This is a genomic window from Pseudoalteromonas rubra (assembly GCF_000967655.1).
Classification (GTDB): Bacteria; Pseudomonadota; Gammaproteobacteria; order Enterobacterales; family Alteromonadaceae; genus Pseudoalteromonas; species Pseudoalteromonas rubra_A.
The window spans coordinates 90,430-114,634 of record NZ_JXYA01000002.1; the positions used below are offsets into that span (position 1 = coordinate 90,430).

A 24,205-nucleotide genomic window follows, 5' to 3' on the forward strand; every position below is an offset into this window, starting at 1 on the left:
CCTACCCCAAGTCCGCTCTGACGATTTCATGTGCCCCGTCCTGATCAAAGTCCATGCACAAATAGTAAGGCAGTTTTGCAAACTGCTCCCCCACTGCAATCCCAAACATGTCCTCTAGCGGAAATGCAGCAACCTGGTTAATGGTGACTTTATATTCGTCTTTCAAAAAACCCAGTTTGTGCAGCTTCTTCACTTCTGAAGGCGAGTGAACAACCGCACTGTATACACTGTTAGTGGCAAAGCCATCGGGGAATTGTTTAAAGAAGATCTGGTCCAGCATGGGATTGGTAAAGCCGGTCAGTAATTGCTTAATAAACTCGCTGCTGATGTCGATTTCACTGGCACTTTCATGCAATAGCTCAGCCACTTCCTTACTGATTTCTACCGCCTCCTCAAACCAGGTATCGTCATCAGCCACCCGATCAATTGACAGTAACTCATACCAGGCCATTTTTTTATTGGGATCGTAGGGCTGGAATGTCTCAAGGCTCAGTGAAAAATGATCCGCATGACGGCGATCCGCAGGCATCTCATAACGACACAGGTATTTGTTATAACCCCAGGTTTCACGCCCGTTGATCAAGGCATTGATGTTATTAACGGTGATAAATGCTGGATACCAGTAAAGATGAGTCATACGATTGGTGTTCTTGCACACCTCTGCAACCGGCACCCAAATAATGATATCCGTTTCTTGCATGTAACCGTAATTGCTAAAGGGAGGCACCTTAGAAGCGATATTCTCGATGTCGGTGAATGTCAGCAGGCAATGGGAAGAAATCGCCTTATAGCTATTGGTTTCATTGGGTACGGAGTTTAATGTAGCATCAAAAAACGCCTGTATTTTCTCTATTTTCCCTTTTAAAAAGAATCCATACATCATTGCATTGAGCATTCTGCAGGGCGGTTTTGCGATGGGGTTACCCAAAAAATGGCGATAAGGGATAGTCAGTTTTTCAGACATAGAAAACTCCTTCTATAAAGCGGTGGTAATATGCGGCGACAGAAACACAGCGGCACCAAGAAAAACTTGTTACCACTGCCCTTGCGCTATCAGCAACCACCACTTCACAACCTAAGGTTGTACTTCCATGACCGATAACCGGGGTGTTAAATACCCGCAATGATTAAGATGACACTAAGTTTAGTTCATCTTTGATACGTCGATAGTTAAATTTGATCTTAGCCAGCTGCTCAACTTCTCCCTGACACCTTGCCAGATAGTGCTCATGGGCGTCGTTGTCGTAATGCTCGGACAAACGATTCATAAAACCATGTTCATACCGTGTGCGGAAGCATTCAACATTAGGCTGCTGCTGCAGTATTTCCATCACGGGGACAATGTCAAAGTGGCTTTCCTGATAAGGAAAAAATACATCTACCCGACAACCTGGGTTCAGATGTAAGAAGTTGCGGATCTGGCCGGGGTAAAATGCGATGAGCTTTACGGAGCTCTTTAGTGCAATGGCAGACAAAGCACGCCAGGCAGCCACAGCGCCTGCACTGAACGCAATGATCAGCTCCGGCTGATATGCCAGGATGTCATCGAGCACCTTTCGCATGTAGGCGTCATGGCCAACTTCATCAACAAAGGCCTGATAGACCTGCGCTTCAGGCAGGTGTGTTTTAGCCTGGAATTCGCCATAAGGCGAGCTGACTTTGCAATCGCTGTCCAGACTTTGTGCAAAGTCTTCCAGGTAGTCGCTATGACCGAATATATCACTGACGATAAGCGTAACCATGATTGTCTTCTCTTATTTCCACAATATTTATTGTATTAATCGTTACGCCAACCTCCTATCTTAACCGAAAAGTGCACCGGTTGCAGCGTAACTCAGTTTGTCTTTCCATGCTTTTTAATGGTGCACACTGAGAAGGGGCTCCCTAAAATGTAGCAAACCATTACCATTTGTAAAAATAATTTAAAAGCAAAAGTCACACTGCATCTTTTCCCTTAAATACTAAGCCAAAGTGACCATATACTCGGCTTTTTTGCCACCTTTGCTAAACTCACTAGTTAACAGGTGTTGGCGGAGAAGTACGTGAGACTTATTTTGCTGTTGTTAACGTATTTGAGTTCATTGAGTTATGCTCACAGCAGTGCGCCTGTCATATCGTGGATCACGTTAGATTTTCCACCCTATTATATCTATGCAGACAGAGATGAAGGCGAAGGTCGGGATGAACAATTAATTTCGTTGCTTCATGCCCAGCTGCCCCACCTGGCTTTTCAGCGTCAGGGGTTTCCCGCCAGTCGCGCAATCCACGAATTAAGTCACAGCGACACCGCATACTGTATGGTTTCTCTGTATAAAACCGCCCAAAGAAAAAAACATATAACCTATACAAAGCGTTATGCCACCGTTGGCCTCTCGCCCGGTTTGGCACTTCGTAAAGAGACAGTGCAAAAGTTGGGGCTGGATATTCATCAAGCCGTGTCACTTGTCGAGCTCATGTTAAAGCATCAGCTCACGCTGGGCGTTGCACAAAGTCGTTCCTATGGTGAAAAGCTAGACCAGCTCATCGCTCGCTTACCTCCCGACCAGGTGGTTGTGCGCCCCGGATGGGATACATTGCAAAGCCTGACCAACATGCTCATCAAAAAACGCGTTGACTTGGTCCTGGGCTACCCAAGTGAGCACTATTATCTGAGCAAACGTATTGGTTCAGACGATTTGATCCAAGTCTCTCTGGCCGGTGTGCCACTGGTTGCCAAAGGCTACATTGGCTGCACCAAAAACGCTCAAGGTAGACAGGCAGTTACGGTTTTCGATGATGCTTTACCCCGGCTGGTGGCAACGGCTGAATACCGGCGTATTATGTTAAAATGGCTGCCAGATCACTTACGGCGAAAGCTTAACAGGCACCTCACTACTGACATCAGGTTACTCAGCAATGAGGTGCCCACAACAAAAGAGCAAAAATAGCCTTCTGTTAACGGTTTTTATAGAAATAGCTTTCTTTTTCTATCGTGATACTGGCGTCTTCCTCAGCCGTTACCACAAAGTTGAGCGGCGTTGCTGTGCGGCTTAAATCGTAGCCGTCTGCAGTCACAGTCACCGGCACCAGTAGCATTTGTCCGCCCTCAATTTTAATTGAATCCGGCGCTGATAAGCTGGCATGTTCTATACCACTGATCCCGATGCGATAATGAAGCGTTTGCTGGGTTTTGTTGATGATGCTCAGGGTATAAGGGTTTTCTACCAGCCCTTCGTAATTCACGCGGTAAAGAGCATTTCTGTCGCGAATAACGGAAGCTTCGATGGGCGTGCGATTCATGGCCCAGACAACCATAGTCACCACTATCACTGCAAATAAGGCGGCATAACCGACCAGCTTTAACCTGAACGGATTAGTCTTTTTGCCCGACAGCGTATTTTCACTGGTATATTTAATCAGCCCGGTATCATAGCCAAACTTGTTCATGGTCTCATCACAGGCATCAATACACAGGCCGCAGTTAATGCATTCGTATTGCAGGCCATTTCTGATATCAATCCCCGCCGGGCACACCTCAACACATAAATTACAGTCAACACAATCGCCTAACCCCATGGCTTTATGATCTGCCTTGCGTTTTCGTGGGCCACGGTTTTCACCGCGTGCAGCATCGTAAGAGACAACTAAGGTATCTTTATCAAACATCACCGACTGAAAACGTGAATAGGGGCAGGCCACATTACACATTTTCTCACGTAAAAAGCCGGCATTCCCGTAGGTACAAAATGCAAATAAAAACACCCAAAAGCTCACCAGGCCAGACCATTGCAGTGTAAACATCTCGGTATATAGCGTTTTGGCCGGTACAAAATAGGCCATAAAAGACGTCGCGGTAAACACAGAGATCAGCAACCACACCGCGTGCTTGGCCAGTTTTTTGGAGACTTTTTTACCATCCCAGTTGCTTTTATCCAGTTTAATCCTTTGGTTTCGAGTCCCTTCGATCCGATGTTCAACCCAAGTGAACATCAGCATCCAAATCGTTTGTGGGCAAGTGTAGCCACACCATACCCTGCCCAGCCAGTTAGTGACAAAAAACAAGCCAAATGCGCCAGCCATAAATACCCAGGCCAGGATCATGAAATCATGCGGTAATAAAGTAACACCAAAAATACGAAACTGCTGAGAAGCCACATCCAGCAATACGGCCTGCTGGCCTTTGTAGGGGATCCAGGGAATGGCAATGAAAACCAGCATCAGGAACCAGCCCAGATAGCGACGGATCTGCTGGAAGGGTCCCTTTTGCTCACGGATATAGATCGGCCCATCCTGCTTATAGGGCTTGATGATCATATCTTCTTCTTTAATATCGAACTTCATAATACTTGCTTATTGTCAGTGAAACACACTTATCAATTTGCAAGTTTCAGACCAAACTGAAAGTTTTTAACTATATGTTTTTGTTGAATTTATAAATCACACTAAAACACGAAGTCGCGACATATCACGAACACTCGCTATATATCGCGTTCTCGCTGTATATTTAGCTTCTTCATCTTTGAGCGCAAAGTGCTTTCTGGCATACCCAACAATGCCGCTGCGCCCTGCTCCCCGGCAACCCGCCACTGACAAAGCTCCAGTACCGATATTATGTGTTCCCGTTGGGCATGGGCAAGCGACAGATCCTGAGACACCGCCGCCTCACCCACATTAGCAGCCAGCGCCTGCGTCAGCCGCAGTGTTCTGCCGCTGGCTAAAATGGCTTCACGTTCGAGAATATTTTGCAGCTCCCGGATATTGCCGGGCCAGTCATAGGCCTGGAGTTTCGCCAGCGATGACTTGGCAATGCCGCGTAATTGCTTGCCCAGCCGGGCATTAAGCCGGGACAGCATGTTGGCACATAACAAGGGTATATCTTCCAGCCGCTCTCTGAGCGCCGGCACTTTGATAGGAAAGACATTAAGCCGGTAGTACAGGTCCATCCTGAATTCGCCCTTTTCAACCATCTGCCACAGATCCCGGTTAGTTGCAGCAATGACGCGAATATCCACCGATATTGTTTTGCTGCCGCCTACACGTTCAAACTCCTGCTCCTGTAATACTCTCAGCAGCTTACTTTGCGCCTCTAAAGGTAACTCACCTATTTCATCTAAGAACAAGGTGCCCTGATGGGCCAGCTCAAAGCGCCCTTTGCGCCTTTCATTGGCGCCCGTAAACGCGCCTTTTTCATGGCCGAATAATTCGGATTCTAATAAACTCGGTGAAAAGGCCGCACAGTTAACCCGCACAAACGGCTGGGTACTGCGTAAACTCAGTCGGTGCAGGTTGCGCGCAACCAGCTCTTTACCCGTACCGTTTTCACCCAGGATCAGCACGGTACTGTCGGTCTGGCTGACCAGCTTAATTTGCTCCAGCATGGTCTGAAATATATGACTCTGGCCAACCAGGCCGGAGTCTTGCCAGTCTTCGTTAATTTCTGCCAGCAGGTAGCTATTTTCCTCTTTTAGCTGCTCGGAGAGCGTCTGAACCTGCTCAAGCGCATCCCGCAATGCCCGCTCGGCCTCAACTTGCTTTGAAATATCGCGAAATATCGCGACCGCACCAACAATCTGATCCTCTTTGAACACAGGTGTCGAGGTATACTCCACCGCAAAGCAGCTACCATCTTTGCGCCAGAATACTTCATCAGTGACATGACGGGTTTGCCCGTCAAACATAGTACGATAGATCTGGCAATGATCGGCGGGGTAAGGTGTGCCGTCTGCGTAACTATGGTGGTGATACTGGTGGATTTTCTTGCCGAGCAAATCATCAGCAGACCAGCCGGTCATTTTTTCAGCCGCCGGGTTGATAAAAACAGCATTGCCGGACAAATCAAAGCCATAAATGCCCTCGCCAACGGCGTTGAGCAGTAAGCGGGGATCATTTAAAAATTGTGCAATTACAGAAGACATAGATTACCTCGTGACATTTCACGAGGTAATCTAACATGACTGGGACGCAAGACAAACCACAGGCTAAGCCTTAAATAAAGAGAGCGCCTGTGCATCGAAGTTGCTGAGGTTCGGGAATAAATCCGTCAGTTCACTCTCGGCAAGACCAAACCAACGTGCAAGCGGGGCAAAGTATTGCTCGTTACTGTAGGCCGGGATCAGTCGTCCACCGCCGACATCATCAGGGCCATCCAGCCGCTGCGCCATCATGGCACCATGTAAATCGCCCCCCTTAACGGCGCCACCCAGCACCAACTGGTTACCCGCCCAACCATGGTCGGTGCCATCGCCGTTCGAGGTAAGAGTGCGGCCAAAGTCTGACATAGTAAATGTACTGACCTGCTCGGCCACTCCCAGCTCAGTCAGCGCATTTTGGAACTCTCCCAGGCTGTTTGCTAACGCACCCAGTAACGCAGGATGCGTCGACTCCTGGTTGTCATGGGTATCAAAACCACCCATAGACACAAAGAAAATTTGCCGCTGAGCAGCGAGCTGTGACTGAATACTGATGGTTTTTGCCACCGCAGCTAACTGGGCTGAGAGGCTCGATTCGCCAAACTCCGTGGTTAAGGTTGGCGCCTGCTCCAGCAGGGTGTTCATGTATAAGGTATGCTCGATAGACCCGCTTAATCGGCTGGCATAAGCCGATGCCAAAGGGTGTGAAGCCTGGCTAAACAAGGTTTGCATAACACGCCTGACATGCTCCACCCTTGGCTCATAGCCACTCAGCGCATTAATTTTACTGACTCCACTTTTGCTCAGGGCAAATGCACTGGTGTTCGTGCCGGTTTGCCAGGGGTTAGCCCCATCTATGGTGATGTTACTACCAAATACGTTGCCCTGCTCAAGGCGCTCTAACAATCTTGCTCCCCAGCCGGTATTCAGCGTTTGCTTTTCCTGACCATGCATCCAGGTTGCCTGCTGATCATTGTGCGAAAACAAGTGCTGCGGTAGCGGTACACTTTTGGCCTGGTACGCCGCCAATGACGTGGGCGCAATTAGCGTACCTACACCACCCACAAACGCCAGGTTTTGCTGATCAAAGTAAGATTGTAAAGGCGCCATAGCCGGATGTAGACCAACCCCGCCTTCAAATTCACTGGCGGTAGAGAGCGAAATTGCTTCTTGCACCGCCAAATTTTGCCGACTTGCTTCGTACCAGCTGCGTTGCTCGCCCGACAGCGGGACCAGCATATTCATGGAGTCGTTTCCGCCGTACAGGTACACGCATACCAGGGCTTTATAGTCCGAAAAACTGCGCTGCTCAACACTGCCCGACAGTGCCTGAAGCTGCAAGCTGGTCAACGCCGCCGCCGATACACCGCCCTTCAGGCATAATGATAAGAACTCTCTTCTGCTTTTATTCATCATGTCTGGCTCCTAATACTGCACGTTAAATTCGGGTGATAATGACACCATAAACAAAAGCTGTCCGACTCTGTCTGCTGCACTTTTATTGGCAAAGTACTGGTCCAGCTCAATGAACGCATCCCGGCTTGCCTGTGACATGTTGCCCGCAAAATACAACAGATTGTACCTGTCGAGTAGCGCACTGAGACCACCTGTTTTGAGCAAACTGATGTCACTTTGGCCGTACAGATAGATTGCCGAAGGATTTAAGGTGTCGTGACGCTCAGCCATACGCCAGATAAGATCGCCATATTGCTGGTTCAATGTACCTATCATCGCGGCATCGTTTGCTATCTGAAGTTCCGGGGCGAACAGGCCCTGCTCACTGAGCTCCGCCGGTTGGTGATCTGGCCTGAAGAAATTGAATACCGAAGGCGATAGCATCGGGCCCTGACCATATCTGTCATCCAGGTTCCAGGTAAAATAGTTACCCGCTTCGCTGTGCGCATTCAATGTACGCCAAAGCTGAACTCCTTTTAGTAAAGGCTCCTTAATTTTGCCCTGATATGCCAGCACTGAGCCATAACGGCGCGCCTCGTCGTCAAGGTAGATGGCGCGGATCACAGCACTTAAATCGCCTCGCACACCGCTGCCATTGTCATTGAATACGGTTGCTACTCGCTCTACGTACTGTGGCGTTGGGTTGGAGGTAATTAAACGCTGAATAAGCTGCTTACTGATAAACGGGCCCACATTGGTGTGGTTAAACAAGTTGTCCAGTGCGAGCTGCATAGAGTCTTCTGGCCCTACGCCGGCCGGGATGACTTCACCATTGAGCAACGTCTTATCGAGTTCAGAGTGGTATGCGGGAAAGGCCTGCATGGGCAAACTATAATTGCGGCTCGGGCGGTCCCAGCGCGCCGAATAAGCAAACGTCCAGCCGGTAAACACACGTGCAAACCCGGTTATCTCTTGCTGAGAATAGGTTGCGATTGGCTGGCCATTGTCGCCTTGCATAATACTGCCGTCCTGATCCAACATATCCAACCCAATGGTGAACAACTGCATGACCTCTCGTGCGTAATTCTCATCGGGCCGTATGTTACGTTCAGGATCCGCTTTTTCATTGCCAAGATGGCTGAGGTAGGTGCCCATCACCGGCGATAAGGTGACAGCCTCTAACAGCGCCCGGTAATTGCCAAATGCATGTTCCAGTAAGAGATCATAATATGCCAGCATGCCCTCAGGCTCGCCTTTGAGCGCATTGTTTGCATCCGAGACCACAAGTATCTCACTTAAGGCAAAAGCCACCCGCTGCCTTAATTGGTCATTTGCATTCAGGGTTGCTTTCCACCAGGCATCAATCCGGTTTATCTGATAAGGCGTATCTCTGTCTGGATAATTCTCCAATAACGGTAAGTGATAGGTCGCTGGTAGCGCCATTTGCGCATCCAGCCACTGCGTTTCACTGATCCCCGTGGCTGCATTCACCTCTTCAAGTGTTGGCCCCATTGTGCCCTGGTGCAAAAGCATCGCGGCCTGGTTGGGTGACATCGCATTACTGGCTTCTACGTCAATCATTGTGGTTGTGTCAGCGCCCTGAGGATCCGTCACTGTAACTGAAAACTGATAACTATCCGCCGCAGCCTGGTAAGTGTCAGGCAAAGTCACTGTCAGGGTTGGCCCCGTAACATCGCCCAGCGCAACTTCGGGTCCGCTTACTTGCCGCCAGAGGTAGCTAAAAGTCGTATCTTCGGAGTCCGCCACATTAGCAGACAAGGTCAATGGCGCGCCTTTTACCACCTCAGGTTGAGTGATATCGACGACTACCTCAGGCGGGGTGTTTTGCGGCTCAGGCGCTTCGCCCTCTCCCCCATCCCCCGCTTGTGGATCTTCGCTACCTCCTTGCTCCGATGAAGGCTCAGTGGCACTGCCGCCAGATTGCGAAGAAGTCTGTGAGTCTGTCGTTGTATTTGATGTGGTGTCACTCGCGGTTGAGTTGCTTTCCGACGAGCCGCCGCCACAGGCAACCAAAGTGGTCAAGCAAAAAGCCGCCAGGGTCAGGTGCGTATTCATAATTGCATTACTCGCAATAGCATTTAATACTTTTATAACAGAGTAATCACCACAAACATATACTAAATTACTATTATTCTCGACATGCTTATCTGTACGGCTATGGTGATTGCCTAGCAGCTGTAAAACCGACTTAAATTTCTCGCTTGCTATGTTCACATTATCGGTCACAACCTCAAAATGAGCACACTGGTGTTTGCCCTAGCAGCCTTAGCCTGTTTGCTGCCTGGTTTACGCTGCTGTGGCAATCGTTATAACTAAGCTTTTTTATGGCTAGGCATGGGCTTAAAATGCCATTATGATCAGGGTGATAGAGCAGCCGCAGAGGAAAAGTGTGGCTGATGTAGTCTCCATTTATTCAAAAAGGTATGTAGTGGCCAATTTTGCAACTCATTTTAAAGCATCCGTGGTAGTCAGTGCCGGCGCATCATCTGTGATATTGGCAACCAATCTTGCCGGTATGGGCGATATGTTAGTGTTATTTATCCTCGGCGCGCTGGCCGGGCTGCTTCCAGATCTCGATGCCGATAAGTCTCGCTCACTCAACAGCTTGTTTTCTATATTTGCATTGTGCAGCGCGATCGGCCTGCCTCTGGCGGTTGAATTTAATTCTCTGACCACCATCTGGCTGTCTGGCCTAGGCGTGTATCTGTTATTTATGTACGCCCTGAAACCACTCTTTGAAAGCTACACCATTCACCGCGGTGCAAGCCACTCGCTATTGTCTGTGATCATGTTTGCCGTCATCGCGGTTAATCTTGCCTTATATGTGGGTAAAGCACTGCCTTTTGCTCTGCTGTGTGGCGTAATGGTTATTTTCGGCATGCTAACCCACCTCATTCTGGATGAATGTTACGCGGTAGACATAAACAACAATGAGCTGAAAGCCTCATTTGGCAGCGCGCTCAAGCCGGTTGCAACGAGCGCACCGTTAGCCTCCATATTGCAGTTAGGCGTGGTGCTGCTGGGCGGCTATTTGCTGCTCCCGCATTACGAAGAGATACCCGAGGTTATCCAGCACTGGCAAAACCGGCTGGCTAACTTGCCTTTGCTGCCAGATATGGACGTGCTGAAGCAATTTTACTAAGTGAAAATCAGTTCAGCAGCCGGTTTAGCTGCTGAACTGTGTGATTATAAAGGCCCTACTGGCAGGTATAGCTTGGTGCTAACCCGTTTGCGACTTCCCACTTTGCGGTTAAGATTGAAGCCGGACCTTTGCTGTCATGAGACAGCTCCCAGTTCATGATCCCACCGGCATTGAGCTTCGCATATTCGGTTTTGGCACGGATGGTTGGAATACCGTTGTAGTAACTGGTGCCATCACTATCCCGACAGGCATTCGCCGGATTTTCCTGCACCAAGGTCCGATATCTCTTCCAGGTTGGACGTGCATAAAAAGGCACGCCCAGCACCGTTTTCTCTTTGCTCAGTCCACGGCTCTGCCAGTATGCAATGGAGTCTTTGGCATACTGCATAGATGCATGATCAGCATTGTTGGCGTCGTAGGCCATCAGGTTCAGAAAGTCGATATCCTGGAAAACCGACTCCAGTACGCCGCCGCCTGTATAACCCAGCGCCACCGCAGCCGCAGTCAGAAACTTACCGCGAGCACGCAGCTCAACGCTCAGCTCCTTCATCAACAGCGCGTAGTTATTGGCTGAGGTGCCGGGATCAGGATATTCCCAGTCCATATCTACCCCGTCCAGGTTATGCAGCTCTACAAAGGCCATTACTTCACGCACAAATGTCGCGCGACCTTGTGCCGACGCCGCAAAGGTTTCAAATGCGCTGTCATCCCCACCATTCCAGCCACCAATGGCAATGCCAACCTTAACGTTGTTGGCGTGGGCAGAATTTACCAGCGCTGTCATTTTGCTTAAATTTTCGAGCGGCTGAAGTGTGCCATCCGCGTTGGGCAGTAAGAATGAATAATTAATATGGGTGAGCTTATCAAACTGAATATCACTGACCGCCCCCTGCCAGCTTGGGAAGTAGCCAACAATTTTGAAGTTCGGATCACCCGGTGGGAAGTCATCTGCAGCGACAGTAAAGTTAACAGCGCTGGACTCTCCCCTGCCACCTGCTGCATCAACTGCAAACACTTGCAACTGATGACTGCCTAACCCCTGGGCTTGCCAGGGCACAGAATATGGCGCGGTATTGTCGGTCGCGATCAGCGTACCATCAATAAAGAACTCCGCCCGCTCAATGGCAATATTTTGCGGATGAGAAACGGATGCAGCCAAGTCGATGGGTGTTCCGATAATAATGCTCGTGTTGTTGCTCGGAGAGGTCACCGTCACTTGTGGCACCGGCTCACTTGCGTCACAGTTGCCATCCTTATTCCACACAGCATAAGTGGTCGAGTTGTTGGCGGGGTTTTGATTCTGAGTCCACCATTTGGCGGTATAACTTACCGACTGATAAGTAACCGAGTCCCCTTTGGTGTACACGCTCTGAGCCTGCCAGTCAGTTAAGTTACTACAGTCTACCGCAAGCGCTACTTCCATTGCACCAAGCAACGGCAGCGCCATTAATAAATTTTTATATTTCATTACCTTTTCCATGTTGTATTGGTCGGCAAACACAGGCCGCGCCGACGATTAACGAGTTGATGACCTGCCCTCTCAGAGTAACAGGGAGAACAAAAATCATACAGGCAACATACTCTACGACCTTAGTCTAATACTGAGGTGCAAAGCCGCGCTTTAGTTCGGATTTGGCGCAAGATGGAATGATACTGATTAGAGCGCTTGGTATGGTGAATTAGATAACCAGGGAGCTTGAAAGACAATATGGGGAGCTAACGCAATATTGCATTAGTAAATTGGTCCACGGTGATCTTTTACAAAGCAGAGTCAGCCGGGCGACTGACTCTTTAGTAAAAAGGCGATTGCGCAGTGTGAACTCAGTCAAACAGACAGACCCATACTCACTGATTCTTCAATGTACCTATTAACTTCTCACTGTTGCGGAAGAGGCGGCTTATTTTCATTACCACCAGCCCCACCATGCACTTTGTTCAGCTCGCTTCTTGGTATTACTTGCATATAGACCTCCAATGTTCAGAATGTTGTCTTGCCCCTGGCTTTAGTGACTATGTGCGTCGAGTTCCCTATCACCACACATTGGTATAACAAACCTGACTACTCTTGCCTAAAATAGCCCCTTTATAAAGCTTTGATGCAACTTGCCGAGCATAAATATTAAAATATTCATACCTTAAGGCAATGCTTAAAGATTGCTAGTCATCAGTTTTTTCAACGGGTGGTGGTGGCAAAATCATACTAGCAGGAAGTGCCGGCTTGCCTTCTCCACCTCCTGCACCGCCAGAAACTAGAGACAAGAGTTTTTCGTTAATGATTTCCATGTAGAGCTCCATTGTTAAGTTGATCACGTAATCTGGTTATGTAGCTGGCAACAGCACAAACTTCCAAAGCATGGATCACTGATTGCGCAGCGGTAAAAACATAATGATATAAATAAGGAGTAGTGATTATTTTAAAGGAGTACAATTGAACTTCTATCCATACAAGAGCGCAAACAACTCCGCTGCACATGTACATAAGAATGAGAGCACATTCAAGTGTGGTCAAATTGTACTTTAAGATTACTTCTTTAAAGAAAGGTAATTTTGAACAGGAATAAGCAGCTCCAGCCCACTGTTTACGGCCTAAAACAACAATGATGAACAATAAGTTTAAGGCTAAACACCAAAGATAATAATGATGTACCCAAGTTATAGCAACTTGATACATGGACATATCTAAAATCTGTATACCTAACAAAGTCATCATTAGCCACCTTGCATTTGCATCTTTCCATGCTATTAACAAAGCAGGTAACAAAACTAGCAAAAGTATTGTATCTGATATCATTTTTATTCGACCTTTCCCTTTTCATCACTGCACTTATCTTCAATAGTGCAATGAGTAATTTTTGTGTTTTTCTCATGAACCTTTGACGAAAGAACACTGAAAAATGTATCCCAGTTTTTACCGAATATCATAAGCACATCAAGTGCCTGCTCAAGTGTCATCGGCGTTTTACAGCTTTCCCAGTTTGAAATCGTCGACTGATCGACGGGATCTGCCATTTTTTTTGCTAATTCTTTTTGAGACATTTTTCTCTCTTGCCTCATAGGCCGGATCGACCTCTGGAAGTCTTCAATGATCCTGCCCAGAAGACGACCCCTTTTTGATGATTCCATCACCTGCCCATCTTATTGATAAATAGCCAACACACCAAATTAATTTTAATCATTCAAATTTAATAGCATGTTAACTTACTCAACCTATCCTTCCCGACAAGAAGGAGCCAAATCGCACTAGTTCTGCATTCTCTGACGTTAAATGCCAGTGAAAATCTATCGAGGAATTGGGAACGAGCGCACTAGAGTAACCAAGAAGTGAGTATATTATTGTTGTTATTTGCCACATCTTTTCCTTAATGTTAATTTCGGGATATAAATATACTCATAAATCGACTTCAAGACAAGCCAAACAATCCCGTAGCCAAGGCTCTTAATGGCATGAAAGGACGATATAGTAGTGTGCCTGACCCAATTTTCTTTGGTATGGGGTAGTCCGTCGGCGTCTATCAAAAACTAAATGCGAGTAACCATGACAAGCCAAACAACACGTCAAATCATAGAGCAGTTAAAAGAAACCAGTCACCCGCCCATCGTGTTACTTGATGGTGACTGGGGTATTGGCAAAACTCACTTGATTGAGAATGAGTTGCGACCGATGATTAAATCAGACGAAAACACCTTTGGAGACTATCATTACATTTCAGCTTTTGGGATAAGTAGTGTTTCGGAATTCCAGGACAAGGTAATTTCTCTGCATATATCGAACAATGCCGAAACCTCTGACTATTTTGAAAGTGCTAAAAAATACTCTGGAAAAGTCGCAAAGTTTTTTGGTGCAGATAGTAACGCATCGGGCTTGATTCAGGGCGCTATATCAGGTGTCAGCAAGTATGTACGTCAAAAAGCTTTAGAGGATATGACCAACTTCACTCTTGTAGTGGATGATTTGGAACGATTGAGCGATAAGAAATTGCTAGAAACCATAATGGGTAGCTGCTTGCGATTTGCCGAGCATAACGGCATTAAAGTGATAGTTGTAGCAAATTCCAAAGCTCTTGAAGATAAAGCTAAAGTAGAGAAAGTATTCAGTGACGTAATCAAACTGACAAGAACGACTGATGAGCTGCTTAGTATTGTTGAAGAAATTTATGAAGGAAAATTAAATACACCTCTCAAACAAGCCTTATTCCAGACCCTGCAAGAGGCAGGTGCTAAGAAGCTTGATGCGGCAAACTTGCGAGTAATACAACGCGCGATTAATCGAACCATAAAGTTAAATAACAAGCTCAAGGACATTGAGGAGATAATCGAAGACCGAACAACTGAAATTATAGCTCAACAAATAGTTACAATTTCTCTCTTCTGCTACAGTCACAAACTTGACCTTGATACACTTCTATCCATCAAAGAGAATGCAACAAAGTGGACTGTGCGTAGTATGCTGGAATCATATCAGACAGCTACTGGCAACAAGGATGAGAAGCAAGAACTTACCAAAGATGAACAGCATCAATATGATTTATATGAGCAACTCAATTCTCTATTTCTTCACTCTCCTATCAATTGGAGTTTTGCCCAATATTGCTTTACTAACGTAATTCCTGATTTAACTGATAAAGAGTACATTACTTATTTCAGCCTCCCAAGAATCAGGCACCCATTCGACATCTATAGAACAGGAAGTATTTACTCGTTCAAATCAGAAGATGACTTTGAGCTTGCAATTAAAGAGGTTGAAAAGCTTCTTTTCAAAGGTACGAGCTTAAATTGGTTTGATTGGCTAACGTGCTGTGATCGATTTTTACTGCTTCACGAAAAGGGATACCTCCCCCCCAGTGATATAGAGAGCACTTCCAAGAAAGTTCTGGATAGAGTGTTGATGGATGGAGTGATAAATCTGGATACTGTCGACCGGGAATCTGTTCTTGACATTAGATTCTATTCGAGTCTAATGGTAAGTCCTCAATTTAACGAAGTACTCAACAAGGTATATGCTCGCAACAAGAGTAACCTACTGAAAAAGCTTGAGGAAGCCTTCCGTATGGATTGGAAAAGTGCCTACGAAAGTGCAAGGTCTGATATTCAAAGTGAACCATTCTTTCATGTTTTTGACCTCGAACTCTTTGCGCAAGCTATCACACAATGGGATGCCCAAAATATCAATCAATTCTTACATTTCATAGTGGACAGATATCGAATAGAAAATAACCCAGTTAAAGACCAAAAAGAACTCCCTGCGCTCAAAGACCTTGTTATTTTTTTGAAGCGAGAACGAGAAGTGAAAACAGGAAGATTGATCAGAGGAGCACTTTACGAGTTAATTAACGGGCTGAATGAAGCGATTTCTATTCTTGAGAATAGGCAAATACAGTAACTCTGAATCAATCCTCTTCCGTTTACTCCCAACCCATCACTATGAGACAATAACGTAACGACTTAGATTTCCAGACTTTTGAGTTTGTACAAGCCTTAGCTGAATACGCATTCGTACACACTGATTGCGTGCGGTACACACAGTGGTATACACACTTGGGCTTAAAAACAGCAAACTCTGAACAGCAGCCTGCTGCACTGAATAAGAATAACAGGTTGATTGAAATAGGATTTATAGCCTGATGGCGACACAAGAATTAACTGATAATATCCCGACAATGTACTGGCACGATTATGAGACCTGGGGGGCCAGCCCGCAGAAGGACCGGCCGAGTCAGTTTGCCGGGATCCGTACCGACCTGGACCTGAATATAATAGGTGAGCCGCTGATTGAATATTGTCGTCCGGCGGCGGATTATTTGCCTCAGCCGGAGGCTTGCCTGGTAACTGGAATCACGCCGCAGCATGCGCTGAAACATGGATTGCCGGAAAGTGAGTTTATGGCCAAGATCCATCGCGAATTCAGTAAACCCAATACCTGTGTGGCCGGTTATAACAGCATTCGTTTTGATGATGAAGTGACCCGTTACAGCCTGTATCGCAACTTTTATGACCCTTATGAGCGCGAATGGCAAAATGGCAACAGCCGCTGGGACATCATTGATTTAGTACGTGCCTGTTATGCGCTGCGCCCTGAAGGCATTGTGTGGCCAGAAAAAGATGATGGCACGCCAAGCTTTCGCCTGGAAGATTTGACCAAGGCCAATGGCATTGAGCACGCCGATGCCCACGATGCACTGAGCGACGTCACCGCAACCATTGCACTGGCAAAGCTTATCAAAGAAAAACAACCGAAACTGTATCAGTTTTTCTTCTCACTGCGCGGTAAAAAAGCACTGGCAGAGCTGATTGATGTGTTTAACATGCAGCCTCTGGTGCATACTTCTTCGCGTATTCCGGCTACCCAGGGGTGTACCAGCTGGATTGCACCGATGAGTTTTCATCCGGTGAACAAAAATGCCGTGGTGTGTTTTAACCTGACCGACGATCCGCAAGTACTGCTGGACTTGTCGGTGGAAGAATTGCGTGCGCGCTTATACACCAAACACAACGATTTGGGCGAAGATGAACTGCCGGTTGGCCTGAAACTGGTTCACCTGAACAAATGTCCGATATTAGCACCGGCGAAAACTTTGCTGCCCGAAAATGCAGCCCGCCTGGGGATTGATCGTGAGCAGTGTCTGGCTAATCTTAAAATTTTGAAATCGCACCCGGAGCTTCGCGACAAAGTTGCAGAGGTGTTCAACGATCAGGGCGATTTCAGTGACACCACTAACCCCGACTATCAGCTTTATAATGGCTTTATCAGTAAAGCCGACAAAGCCAAGCTGGCCATTGTACGCGAAGCGCCACCGCATGAATTAGGCTCGCTAAACCTGGAGTTTGAAGACCCTAAATTCCACACCCTGCTGTTTCGTTATCGTGCCAGAAACTGGCCCGAGAGCCTCTCTGCCAGCGAGCTGGAACAGTGGCGTAAATACTGTCAGAATAAACTGATGCATGGAGAAGACAACCCGTCGATTAACGCTCAGGACTTTATGATCACGCTGGAAAACCTGGTGTACGAGCACGAAGGGAATGAAAAGAACCTGGCGGTACTCAAAGCGTTATATCATTACGCCCAGAGCCTGTAACGGGTATAAAAAAGGCGGTGACTGCTCACCGCCCTTGCTGTTACAAACTTTCCTGATACACCTTGAGCGCCTGCTCCAGGTCGGCAATCAAATCTTCCACATCTTCCAGACCTATGTGTAAGCGGATCACCGGGCCGTACTGCCAGCCGGTGGTGCTGCGCAGCGGCGCCATACTGGCATTCGCCGTTACCAGGCTTTCAAAGCCGCCCCAGGAAAAGCCCATTTTAAAGTGGTGCAGGCTGTCGAGGAAACGGTTAATGGCTTTACGGTGGCCTTCTTTCATTACCACAGAGAACAAACCATTACTGCCGCTAAAGTCGCGCTTAAAGAATTCATGTCCGGGGCAGCTTTTGAGCGCCGGATGGCGCACATGGTCGACCAGCGGATGGCCCGCCAGCCAGTTAGCCACTTGCAGTGCCGATTTCTCGTGCTGTTGCAGGCGCATCGGCATGGTCCGCAAACCACGTAATGCCAGATAAGCATCATCCGCTGAGGTGCACTGGCCAAGCAGGTAAGAGTTTTCGCGCAGCGTCGGCCAAAGGGTTTCGTTCGCCACGGCCACGCCCATCATCACATCGGAGTGGCCCACTATGTATTTAGTGGCAGCCTGAATGCTGATGTCTACCCCATGCTCCAGCGGACGATAATGCCAGCCGTTGCCATAGGTGTTATCCAGCATAGTGATCACCCCTTTCGCTTTGGCTGCTTTGACCAGGCTGGGTACGTCCTGCACTTCCATCGTGATAGAGCCCGGTGATTCCAGGAACAGCACTTTGGTGTTGTCCTGAATAAGCGATTCGATATCAGCGCCAATCAGTGGATCATAATAGGTTGTGGTGATCCCCAGTCCTGCCAGGATTTTGTCACAGAAATCTCGTGTTGGCTCATACGCAGTATCCACCATGAGCAGGTGGTCGCCGGTTTTCAAAAAAGACAACAGCGCCTGCGAAATAGCGGCTGCACCACACGGATACAGCGCACAACCGGCGCCATTTTCAAGCTCCATAATGGCGTCTTGCAGAGCAAAATGCGTATTGGTGCCACGACGGCCGTAAAATAAGGTGCGTTTGCCGCGCTCGGAAATGGCTTCCTGCATATCAGCGACAGAATCAAAAACAACGGTCGATGCGCGCTGCACCACCGGATTAACAACGCCCTTGGTGTACTGGGTTTTGCGGCCAGCGGCCACCAGTTTAGTATTCTTCTTCATAATGTGCTCAATTTTGGACTTAGTGCATCATTGCTGACGCCAGTATTCAACCAGGTACCGGGAGATAGAGTCTGGACGGGTGAGCTTGTAGCCAGGTACATCGTCTCCCCACTCGGCAAACCCGTCGAGGTCTTCACGGGAAAACCACTGTGCCTGCTCCAGTTCGTCCTGCTCAACAAAAATGTCGGTGCTTTTTGCAGTTGCTATAAAGCCTAGCATAATAGACGACGGAAAGGGCCAGGGTTGCGAGGTCAGGTAGCGCACCTGGTCAACCTCAACCCCGGCTTCTTCTTTTACTTCGCGGATCACGGCCCGCTCCAGGGTTTCACCGGGGTCAACAAACCCCGCCAGCGTCGAGAAAACGCCTTCGGGCCACTGCGCCTGACGACCCAGCAAACAGCGCTCAATGCCATCGGGGAAGGTGTGCGTGACCAGCATGATCACGGCTGGATCGGTGCGTGGAAAAGTCATGTGTCGACATGCTTTATCGTTACACAAACGCGCGTGTCCGGCTTCCACAGGGCGATTTGCACTGCCACAACGGCCACAGAAACGATGCGTTTTATGCCAGTAACACAGCCCGCGCGCCAGCACGCCTACCGACGCCAGCTCGGCGTCCAGCTTTGGGCCAATTGTGCGCATGTCTTCAAAATGGAAGGTCTGCTCAAAGGTGTGCTCGTCAAAGCTGACATCAATACAGCCCTGAAGCAGCTCCTGCTCCACTTCGCTGACGTCGAGTGCAAAGTAGCTATGTGTGTCGTCAATGCCTAAAAACACGGCTTCGGCGCGGTCGAGCGTGTCAACCTGTGATTGCGACAACAAAGCCAGCTGGCGCTCGTTGCTTACAATCAAATTTTTGTTATTCCATATCAGCAACCAGCGGCTTTTTTCACCGTACTGGCCAAGCAACCAGTTGGGGTCTTTTCGTTCAGCCGAAGCCCTGTTGAGGTTCATTTGCGTGTAATGCAGCAAGACATTTATCCTTTTCTTGTTCTATGACGACACGCTAACATAGCTGGCCCGAATGCCAATAGCTTTGCGGCAAAAAAAAAGCCCTTACGGGCTTGAACTACAGTGTGATCACACACTACAGAGAGGCAAGATATTCCTGAAGCTTTTGGTTTTCAGCTTCAATGTGCTTGTAAAATTCAATGTCTTTGAGTTTGCTGGCAGCGCCTTCATCAAGCACAATCACCGCATGACGATGCATTTGCAATGCTGATGCCGGGCAAGCGGCGGTCAGTGGGCCTTCAATCATGGCGTGTACCGCATCGGCTTTATTTTCACCGGTTGCCAGTAAGACCACTTTGCGGGCGTCTAAAATCGTGCCGATCCCCATAGTGATCGACAAGTGTGGCTGGTATTCATCCGCTGCGAAAAACCGCGCGTTATCGTCGATAGTGGCTTTAGTCAGGGTTTTTACCCGAGTACGCGATGTCAGACCGGACGAAGGCTCGTTGAAGCCAATGTGGCCATTACGACCAATACCCAGCAGCTGAACATCGATGCCATCGGCGGCGCTAATCCGGGCTTCATATTCTTTACAGGCTTCAATTGGGTTCTTAGCATCACCCGGCGGAACATGGGTATTTTCTTTATTGATATCTATGTGATTGAACAGCTGCTCGTTCATGAAATAACGATAGCTTTGCGGGTGTTCGCCATTCAGGCCCAGGTATTCATCCAGATTAAATGTTTTGGCTTTGCTGAAGCTTACCGTGCCCGCCTGGTTGCGACGGATCAGCTCCTGATACAAAGCAACTGGCGTTGATCCTGTCGCCAGTCCAAGTACAGAGCCTGGGTTACGTGCTAACTGCTGAGTGAAAATATCGGCACCATATGCTGCAACTTCAGCTGCGTTTTTTAGAATGACTATTTGCATAATGTAAGGCTCAAGGTTGTGAACAAACAGGAAAAATGGGATCTGAGCCTTGCTCTGCGTGCAATCAAAACAAGGTCAGATCAAAACCTAACTGGGATACACTGTTTAGGTTATTACCATTATGACAACGCTGTCATTATTAGAGAAAAAAACGCGCTTGTAAAGTAAAAGTGATAAAAAAATGTACTTTTTTTATGGCCAAAATAAAAATGACCTGCTGAGCAGGCCATTTTTAAAAGTCTGACAAGGCGCAAGCCTCTAAATATCCATGCGCTATACGCTCACAATAATCTTACGTTTGTACATCCAGTGTAATACCAGCAACTGGACCGCCAGTAAGGCACAAACGCTTATCAAAGCCTGCCAGTGCTCTGGCACCGCATTGATGATGCCACCGAACACACTGCGGCTGATAAAGGCCCAATCTACCAGGCTTGATGCCAGATAAATGATAATGGAGTTGGCACCGATGATCACAAAGGGATAAGCCAGCTTCTGGCCGTTGAGTATATCGACCAGCGTAAAGAAAACAGCAAGGAAAATGGCGCTCCAGCCGACAGTCACCAGTACAAAAGAACTGGTCCACAGTTCTTTGTTTACCGGGAACTGAAGGTCCCACAACCAGCCCAAAGCCAGACTAATGATACCAGCAACGAACAAACGCCCTGCCACCTGCCACTGACCGAGTTTATCTGTCTGAGCAATCAACTGCCCGGCAAACACACCGGCAATGGCGTTCACAATCGCCGGGAAGCTAGACAAAATCCCTTCCGGGTCAACCGGGCGGTCCTGGTAAGTGATACCGGGCAGCAACGCTTGGTCTACCCAAGCATTCCAGCTACCTGCCGGCGTAAGCTCCCCTGCACTGCCACCAGGCACGGGGATAAAGCACAGCAACACCCAGTACGCGAGCAATATTCCAACACCCGTGAGCGCCGTCGTTTTCAGGCTGCAATGCCACACCAGCATGGCGCAAAAAAACCAGGCGATGGCGATACGACCAAGTACACTGGCATAGCGGATCTCACCTAAATCAGCCGGTATACCTGTGCCCCAGCCATGATTATACAAAACCCCAAACAGGCACAGTAAACCCAGACGCTTAATCGCTTTGATGTATATGGGCTTGCGCTCTTCCAGTGGCAAGTGATCAATGCGCTTGGGCCTGAGCCCCATTGCGACACCAGATAAAAAGATGAATAAGGGGAAAATTAAGTCATAAAAAGTAAAGCCATGCCAGGCGCTGTGTAGCGTCTGCGCTTCGAATATCTTCCAACCCTGCCAGCCGGTTAATACAAACAATGCGGCAAATATGGACTGACCACCAAGGATCCAGAACATATCCATGCCACGCAAGGCATCGAGCGATGCCAGCCTTTTCTTATTATTTGACATAGTTACTACCTACACAAACAAAAAATCCCCGCTAAACTGCAGCGGGGTTTTTTACCCAGGGAAAATTATACGCGTTGCCCGTTAATAAAGGTCTGCAACACATCAAGGTTGTCGTCGAGCACAATAAAGTCGGCATCCGCGCCATCAAGCAGGCGCCCTTTGTTAGTCAGGCCCAAATACTGAGCCGGATATAAAGAGGCCATACGCAATGCTTCTGATAAGGTGACATCCAGCGTATTGACGCTGTTACGCACCGCACTGGCCATATCCAGTACGCTGCCTGCCAGCTCGCCTGTGGTTGAATTTAGCCTGTCACCGGTGCGGATCACCTTGCGACCATCAAAGAAATCGAACTCCTGATCATCCGTGCCAACTGGCGGCATTGCATCGGTTACCAGCATGACTTTGCCACGTTGTTTGCTGCGAATAGCCAGTTTGGCCGACGCCGGGTGAACATGGTGGCCATCGACAATCAAACCGCACCAGGCGTTATCGTCCCACAGTGCAGCGCCCACCACACCCGGCTCACGGGAGGTATACGCCGACATGGCATTAAACAGATGCGTAAAGCCATCGGCCCCCACTTCCAGTGCGGCCATGGTGGTTTCAAAATTGGCATTTGAATGGCCAATGGATACTTTCACACCCAGCTCGACCAGACGTTTTATATCGCTCAGCGGTACGGTTTCAGGTGCCAGCGTTACCATTTTTATGCCTAAATCTTCACGGCCATAAATGGCAAATTCGCGCTCTGAGATTGGGCGAATAAACTGCTCGCTGTGTGTGCCTTTCTTGGGATGAGACAGGTGCGGGCCTTCAAAATGGATCCCCGCCACACCGGGCTCTTTGCCTGCAATCGCTTGGGCAACTGCATCTGCCGCCTGCTCCATAACGGCTATCTGATCCGTAATGAGCGTTGGCATTAAGGCGGTTGAGCCAAACTTTGCATGGGCTGCAACGATTGTCGTCAGGCAAGATAGTGATGGATCGGCATTTAAAAAGCCACCGCCGCCGCCATTTACCTGAACATCAATGAAACCAGGTGCGGTTATGCCCTCGAGGCGTGTGATGTCACTACCTGACGGGTGTGATTCAAAACGAAGCTGGCCATTGTCGACAACAAACTCTACGTCGTTTTTAAACTGGGTGCCGTCAAACAAACGGCTGGCTATAAATCTGTTCATGTATTACACCAAATGTTCTGATTGACGTCGAATACTCTGCATGGCGAAGTAGATAGCGCCCATTTCGGGTGGTTGTTTTGGCAGTTCTACTTGTTTTGCCACTTGTGGGTCTAACCACTCGCTTAGCGGCTCCGACAAGCCGCCAATCATAGATAGTCTGGGCGGATTCTGCTGCAGTAACTTGCGCGCGAGTCGGCTGATGTAGTCAGCGCCGGTTTTAACAATCTCCAGTGCAATTACATCACCGGCTTTTGCTGCATCCAGCACATAACGGGCCAGTTTGGCGTAGCTGCTTGAAGGCTGCCCCGCCATTTGTTCGGCAATGCCCATGGCCGTATTCGTATTAAAGTGCTTGAGCAAAACCGCTGACAACGCCGTATTTGGCCCAAGCTCATCTAAGTCTAACAATACCGCTTTAACCGCTTCCAGGCCCATCCAGGAGCCACTGCCAATGTCGCCCTGTGCAAAGCCATGACCACCATAGTTGGCACTTTTACCTTCCACCAGCACAAACCCGCAGGAGCCAGTTCCGGTGATGATCACTGCGCCATCTTCGCCTTCGTGAGCACCAATACATGCCGTGTGCAAATCAGTGGTCAGAAACATCTGTTTAAACGGGTGATCCCAGCGCATGATTTTGTCATATAAGCTTGGCAGGTTAACGCCGGCAAGGCCTAAGCCTGCATTGAGCTCGTGAACTTGCTCAACCCTAAGCCCTGCGTCCTGCAACGCCAGCTGAGTTGAGACCATGATAGACTCTAAGGTTCTTTCAAACCCGTGCAGCGGGTTCGCAGGACCGCCAAGACCAGTGCCTAGTACGCCATGTATTGCAGAGTATATGGTGGCACGACATTTCGTCCCCCCACCATCTATACCTATATATAACTGGTCATGTTCAACCTGTTTAGCCATCATGTAGCGACCCCTAAAAGTTGTGATTGGTGCCTCCTCATTCAAAGGCAACCGGTGTTCAGTCATGTTGATTTGATGTTACACAACAAATGACAGCGTTGTC

General features: G+C 48.3%; 20 protein-coding genes. 4 read left to right on the forward strand and 16 right to left on the reverse strand.

Translation table 11 applies throughout. From position 1 onward, the window contains the following. Position 1: 1 nt before the first annotated feature. Both TW77_RS01270 and TW77_RS01275 read right to left on the reverse strand, forming a co-directional pair. Positions 2-964 carry an acetoacetate decarboxylase gene (locus TW77_RS01270; RefSeq protein ID WP_046003151.1) on the reverse strand — a complete coding sequence of 321 codons (963 nt, stop codon included), beginning with the start codon at positions 962-964 and terminating at the stop codon, positions 2-4. Positions 965-1,127: 163 nt separating this feature from the next. Continuing rightward, positions 1,128-1,742 (reverse strand): hypothetical protein, encoded by a 615-nt coding sequence (locus tag TW77_RS01275; RefSeq protein ID WP_052712992.1) that lies wholly within the window; start codon positions 1,740-1,742, stop codon positions 1,128-1,130. A 300-nt stretch (positions 1,743-2,042) separates the two neighbouring features. On the opposite strand from TW77_RS01275, the gene TW77_RS01280 reads away from it, so the two are divergent. Beyond that, on the forward strand, positions 2,043-2,927 hold the full coding sequence (locus TW77_RS01280; RefSeq protein WP_052712993.1) for a transporter substrate-binding domain-containing protein: 885 nt from the start codon (positions 2,043-2,045) through the stop codon (positions 2,925-2,927). 7 nt (positions 2,928-2,934) lie between these two features. Here the strand turns inward: TW77_RS01280 and ccoG are convergent, their stop codons facing one another. The 4 genes from ccoG to TW77_RS01300 all read right to left on the reverse strand — a co-directional run bounded on the left by ccoG (position 2,935) and on the right by TW77_RS01300 (position 9,359). Next, complete coding sequence (gene ccoG / locus TW77_RS01285) at positions 2,935-4,320, reverse strand: cytochrome c oxidase accessory protein CcoG (protein ID WP_046003153.1); 1,386 nt, start codon at positions 4,318-4,320, stop codon at positions 2,935-2,937. 137 nt (positions 4,321-4,457) lie between these two features. Continuing rightward, positions 4,458-5,894 (reverse strand): sigma-54 interaction domain-containing protein, encoded by a 1,437-nt coding sequence (locus tag TW77_RS01290; protein WP_046003154.1) that lies wholly within the window; start codon positions 5,892-5,894, stop codon positions 4,458-4,460. Between the two features lie 63 nt (positions 5,895-5,957). Beyond that, positions 5,958-7,301 (reverse strand): DUF1501 domain-containing protein, encoded by a 1,344-nt coding sequence (locus TW77_RS01295; RefSeq protein ID WP_046003331.1) that lies wholly within the window; start codon positions 7,299-7,301, stop codon positions 5,958-5,960. Between the two features lie 12 nt (positions 7,302-7,313). Beyond that, on the reverse strand, positions 7,314-9,359 hold the full coding sequence (locus TW77_RS01300; protein WP_046003332.1) for a DUF1800 domain-containing protein: 2,046 nt from the start codon (positions 9,357-9,359) through the stop codon (positions 7,314-7,316). 373 nt (positions 9,360-9,732) lie between these two features. On the opposite strand from TW77_RS01300, the gene TW77_RS01305 reads away from it, so the two are divergent. Next, positions 9,733-10,446: a metal-dependent hydrolase gene (locus tag TW77_RS01305; protein WP_052712994.1), complete on the forward strand. Its 714-nt coding sequence runs from the start codon at positions 9,733-9,735 to the stop codon at positions 10,444-10,446. Between the two features lie 55 nt (positions 10,447-10,501). Here TW77_RS01305 and TW77_RS01310 read toward each other — a convergent pair whose 3' ends face one another. The 4 genes from TW77_RS01310 to TW77_RS01320 form a co-directional block, all read right to left on the reverse strand. Continuing rightward, the gene (locus TW77_RS01310) at positions 10,502-11,914 is read right to left on the reverse strand and encodes a glycosyl hydrolase family 18 protein (protein WP_046003155.1); all 1,413 of its coding nucleotides are present in this window, start codon (positions 11,912-11,914) and stop codon (positions 10,502-10,504) included. Between the two features lie 689 nt (positions 11,915-12,603). Continuing rightward, a complete protein-coding gene (locus tag TW77_RS25905; RefSeq protein WP_275041920.1) occupies positions 12,604-12,729 on the reverse strand; it encodes a hypothetical protein in 126 nt (41 codons plus the stop codon). After that, positions 12,716-13,237: a hypothetical protein gene (locus TW77_RS01315; protein ID WP_046003156.1), complete on the reverse strand. Its 522-nt coding sequence runs from the start codon at positions 13,235-13,237 to the stop codon at positions 12,716-12,718. Before TW77_RS01315 ends, TW77_RS25905 begins: the two co-directional genes overlap by 14 nt. A 2-nt stretch (positions 13,238-13,239) precedes the next feature. Next, on the reverse strand, positions 13,240-13,569 hold the full coding sequence (locus TW77_RS01320) for a helix-turn-helix domain-containing protein (RefSeq protein WP_052712995.1): 330 nt from the start codon (positions 13,567-13,569) through the stop codon (positions 13,240-13,242). Positions 13,570-13,981: 412 nt separating this feature from the next. Here TW77_RS01320 and TW77_RS01325 point away from each other — a divergent pair, with 412 nt between their 5' ends. Both TW77_RS01325 and sbcB read left to right on the forward strand, forming a co-directional pair. Further along, positions 13,982-15,826 carry a P-loop NTPase fold protein gene (locus TW77_RS01325; RefSeq protein ID WP_046003157.1) on the forward strand — a complete coding sequence of 615 codons (1,845 nt, stop codon included), beginning with the start codon at positions 13,982-13,984 and terminating at the stop codon, positions 15,824-15,826. Positions 15,827-16,067: 241 nt separating this feature from the next. After that, positions 16,068-17,519 carry an exodeoxyribonuclease I gene (gene sbcB, locus TW77_RS01330; protein WP_046003158.1) on the forward strand — a complete coding sequence of 484 codons (1,452 nt, stop codon included), beginning with the start codon at positions 16,068-16,070 and terminating at the stop codon, positions 17,517-17,519. A 40-nt stretch (positions 17,520-17,559) separates the two neighbouring features. Here sbcB and TW77_RS01335 read toward each other — a convergent pair whose 3' ends face one another. The 6 genes from TW77_RS01335 to nagK form a co-directional block, all read right to left on the reverse strand. Continuing rightward, positions 17,560-18,729, reverse strand: coding sequence for a cystathionine beta-lyase (locus TW77_RS01335; RefSeq protein ID WP_046003159.1), 1,170 nt, complete (start codon positions 18,727-18,729; stop codon positions 17,560-17,562). A gap of 27 nt (positions 18,730-18,756) precedes the next feature. After that, a complete protein-coding gene (nudC, locus tag TW77_RS01340) occupies positions 18,757-19,683 on the reverse strand; it encodes an NAD(+) diphosphatase (protein WP_046003160.1) in 927 nt (308 codons plus the stop codon). A gap of 133 nt (positions 19,684-19,816) precedes the next feature. After that, on the reverse strand, positions 19,817-20,611 hold the full coding sequence (nagB, locus tag TW77_RS01345) for a glucosamine-6-phosphate deaminase (RefSeq protein WP_046003161.1): 795 nt from the start codon (positions 20,609-20,611) through the stop codon (positions 19,817-19,819). Between the two features lie 273 nt (positions 20,612-20,884). Beyond that, the gene (nagX, locus tag TW77_RS01350) at positions 20,885-22,006 is read right to left on the reverse strand and encodes a transmembrane glucosamine N-acetyltransferase NagX (RefSeq protein WP_046003162.1); all 1,122 of its coding nucleotides are present in this window, start codon (positions 22,004-22,006) and stop codon (positions 20,885-20,887) included. Positions 22,007-22,071: 65 nt separating this feature from the next. Continuing rightward, positions 22,072-23,190, reverse strand: coding sequence for an N-acetylglucosamine-6-phosphate deacetylase (gene nagA, locus TW77_RS01355; protein ID WP_046003163.1), 1,119 nt, complete (start codon positions 23,188-23,190; stop codon positions 22,072-22,074). Between the two features lie 3 nt (positions 23,191-23,193). Beyond that, positions 23,194-24,105, reverse strand: coding sequence for an N-acetylglucosamine kinase (gene nagK / locus TW77_RS01360; RefSeq protein ID WP_046003164.1), 912 nt, complete (start codon positions 24,103-24,105; stop codon positions 23,194-23,196). Positions 24,106-24,205 lie beyond the last annotated feature (100 nt).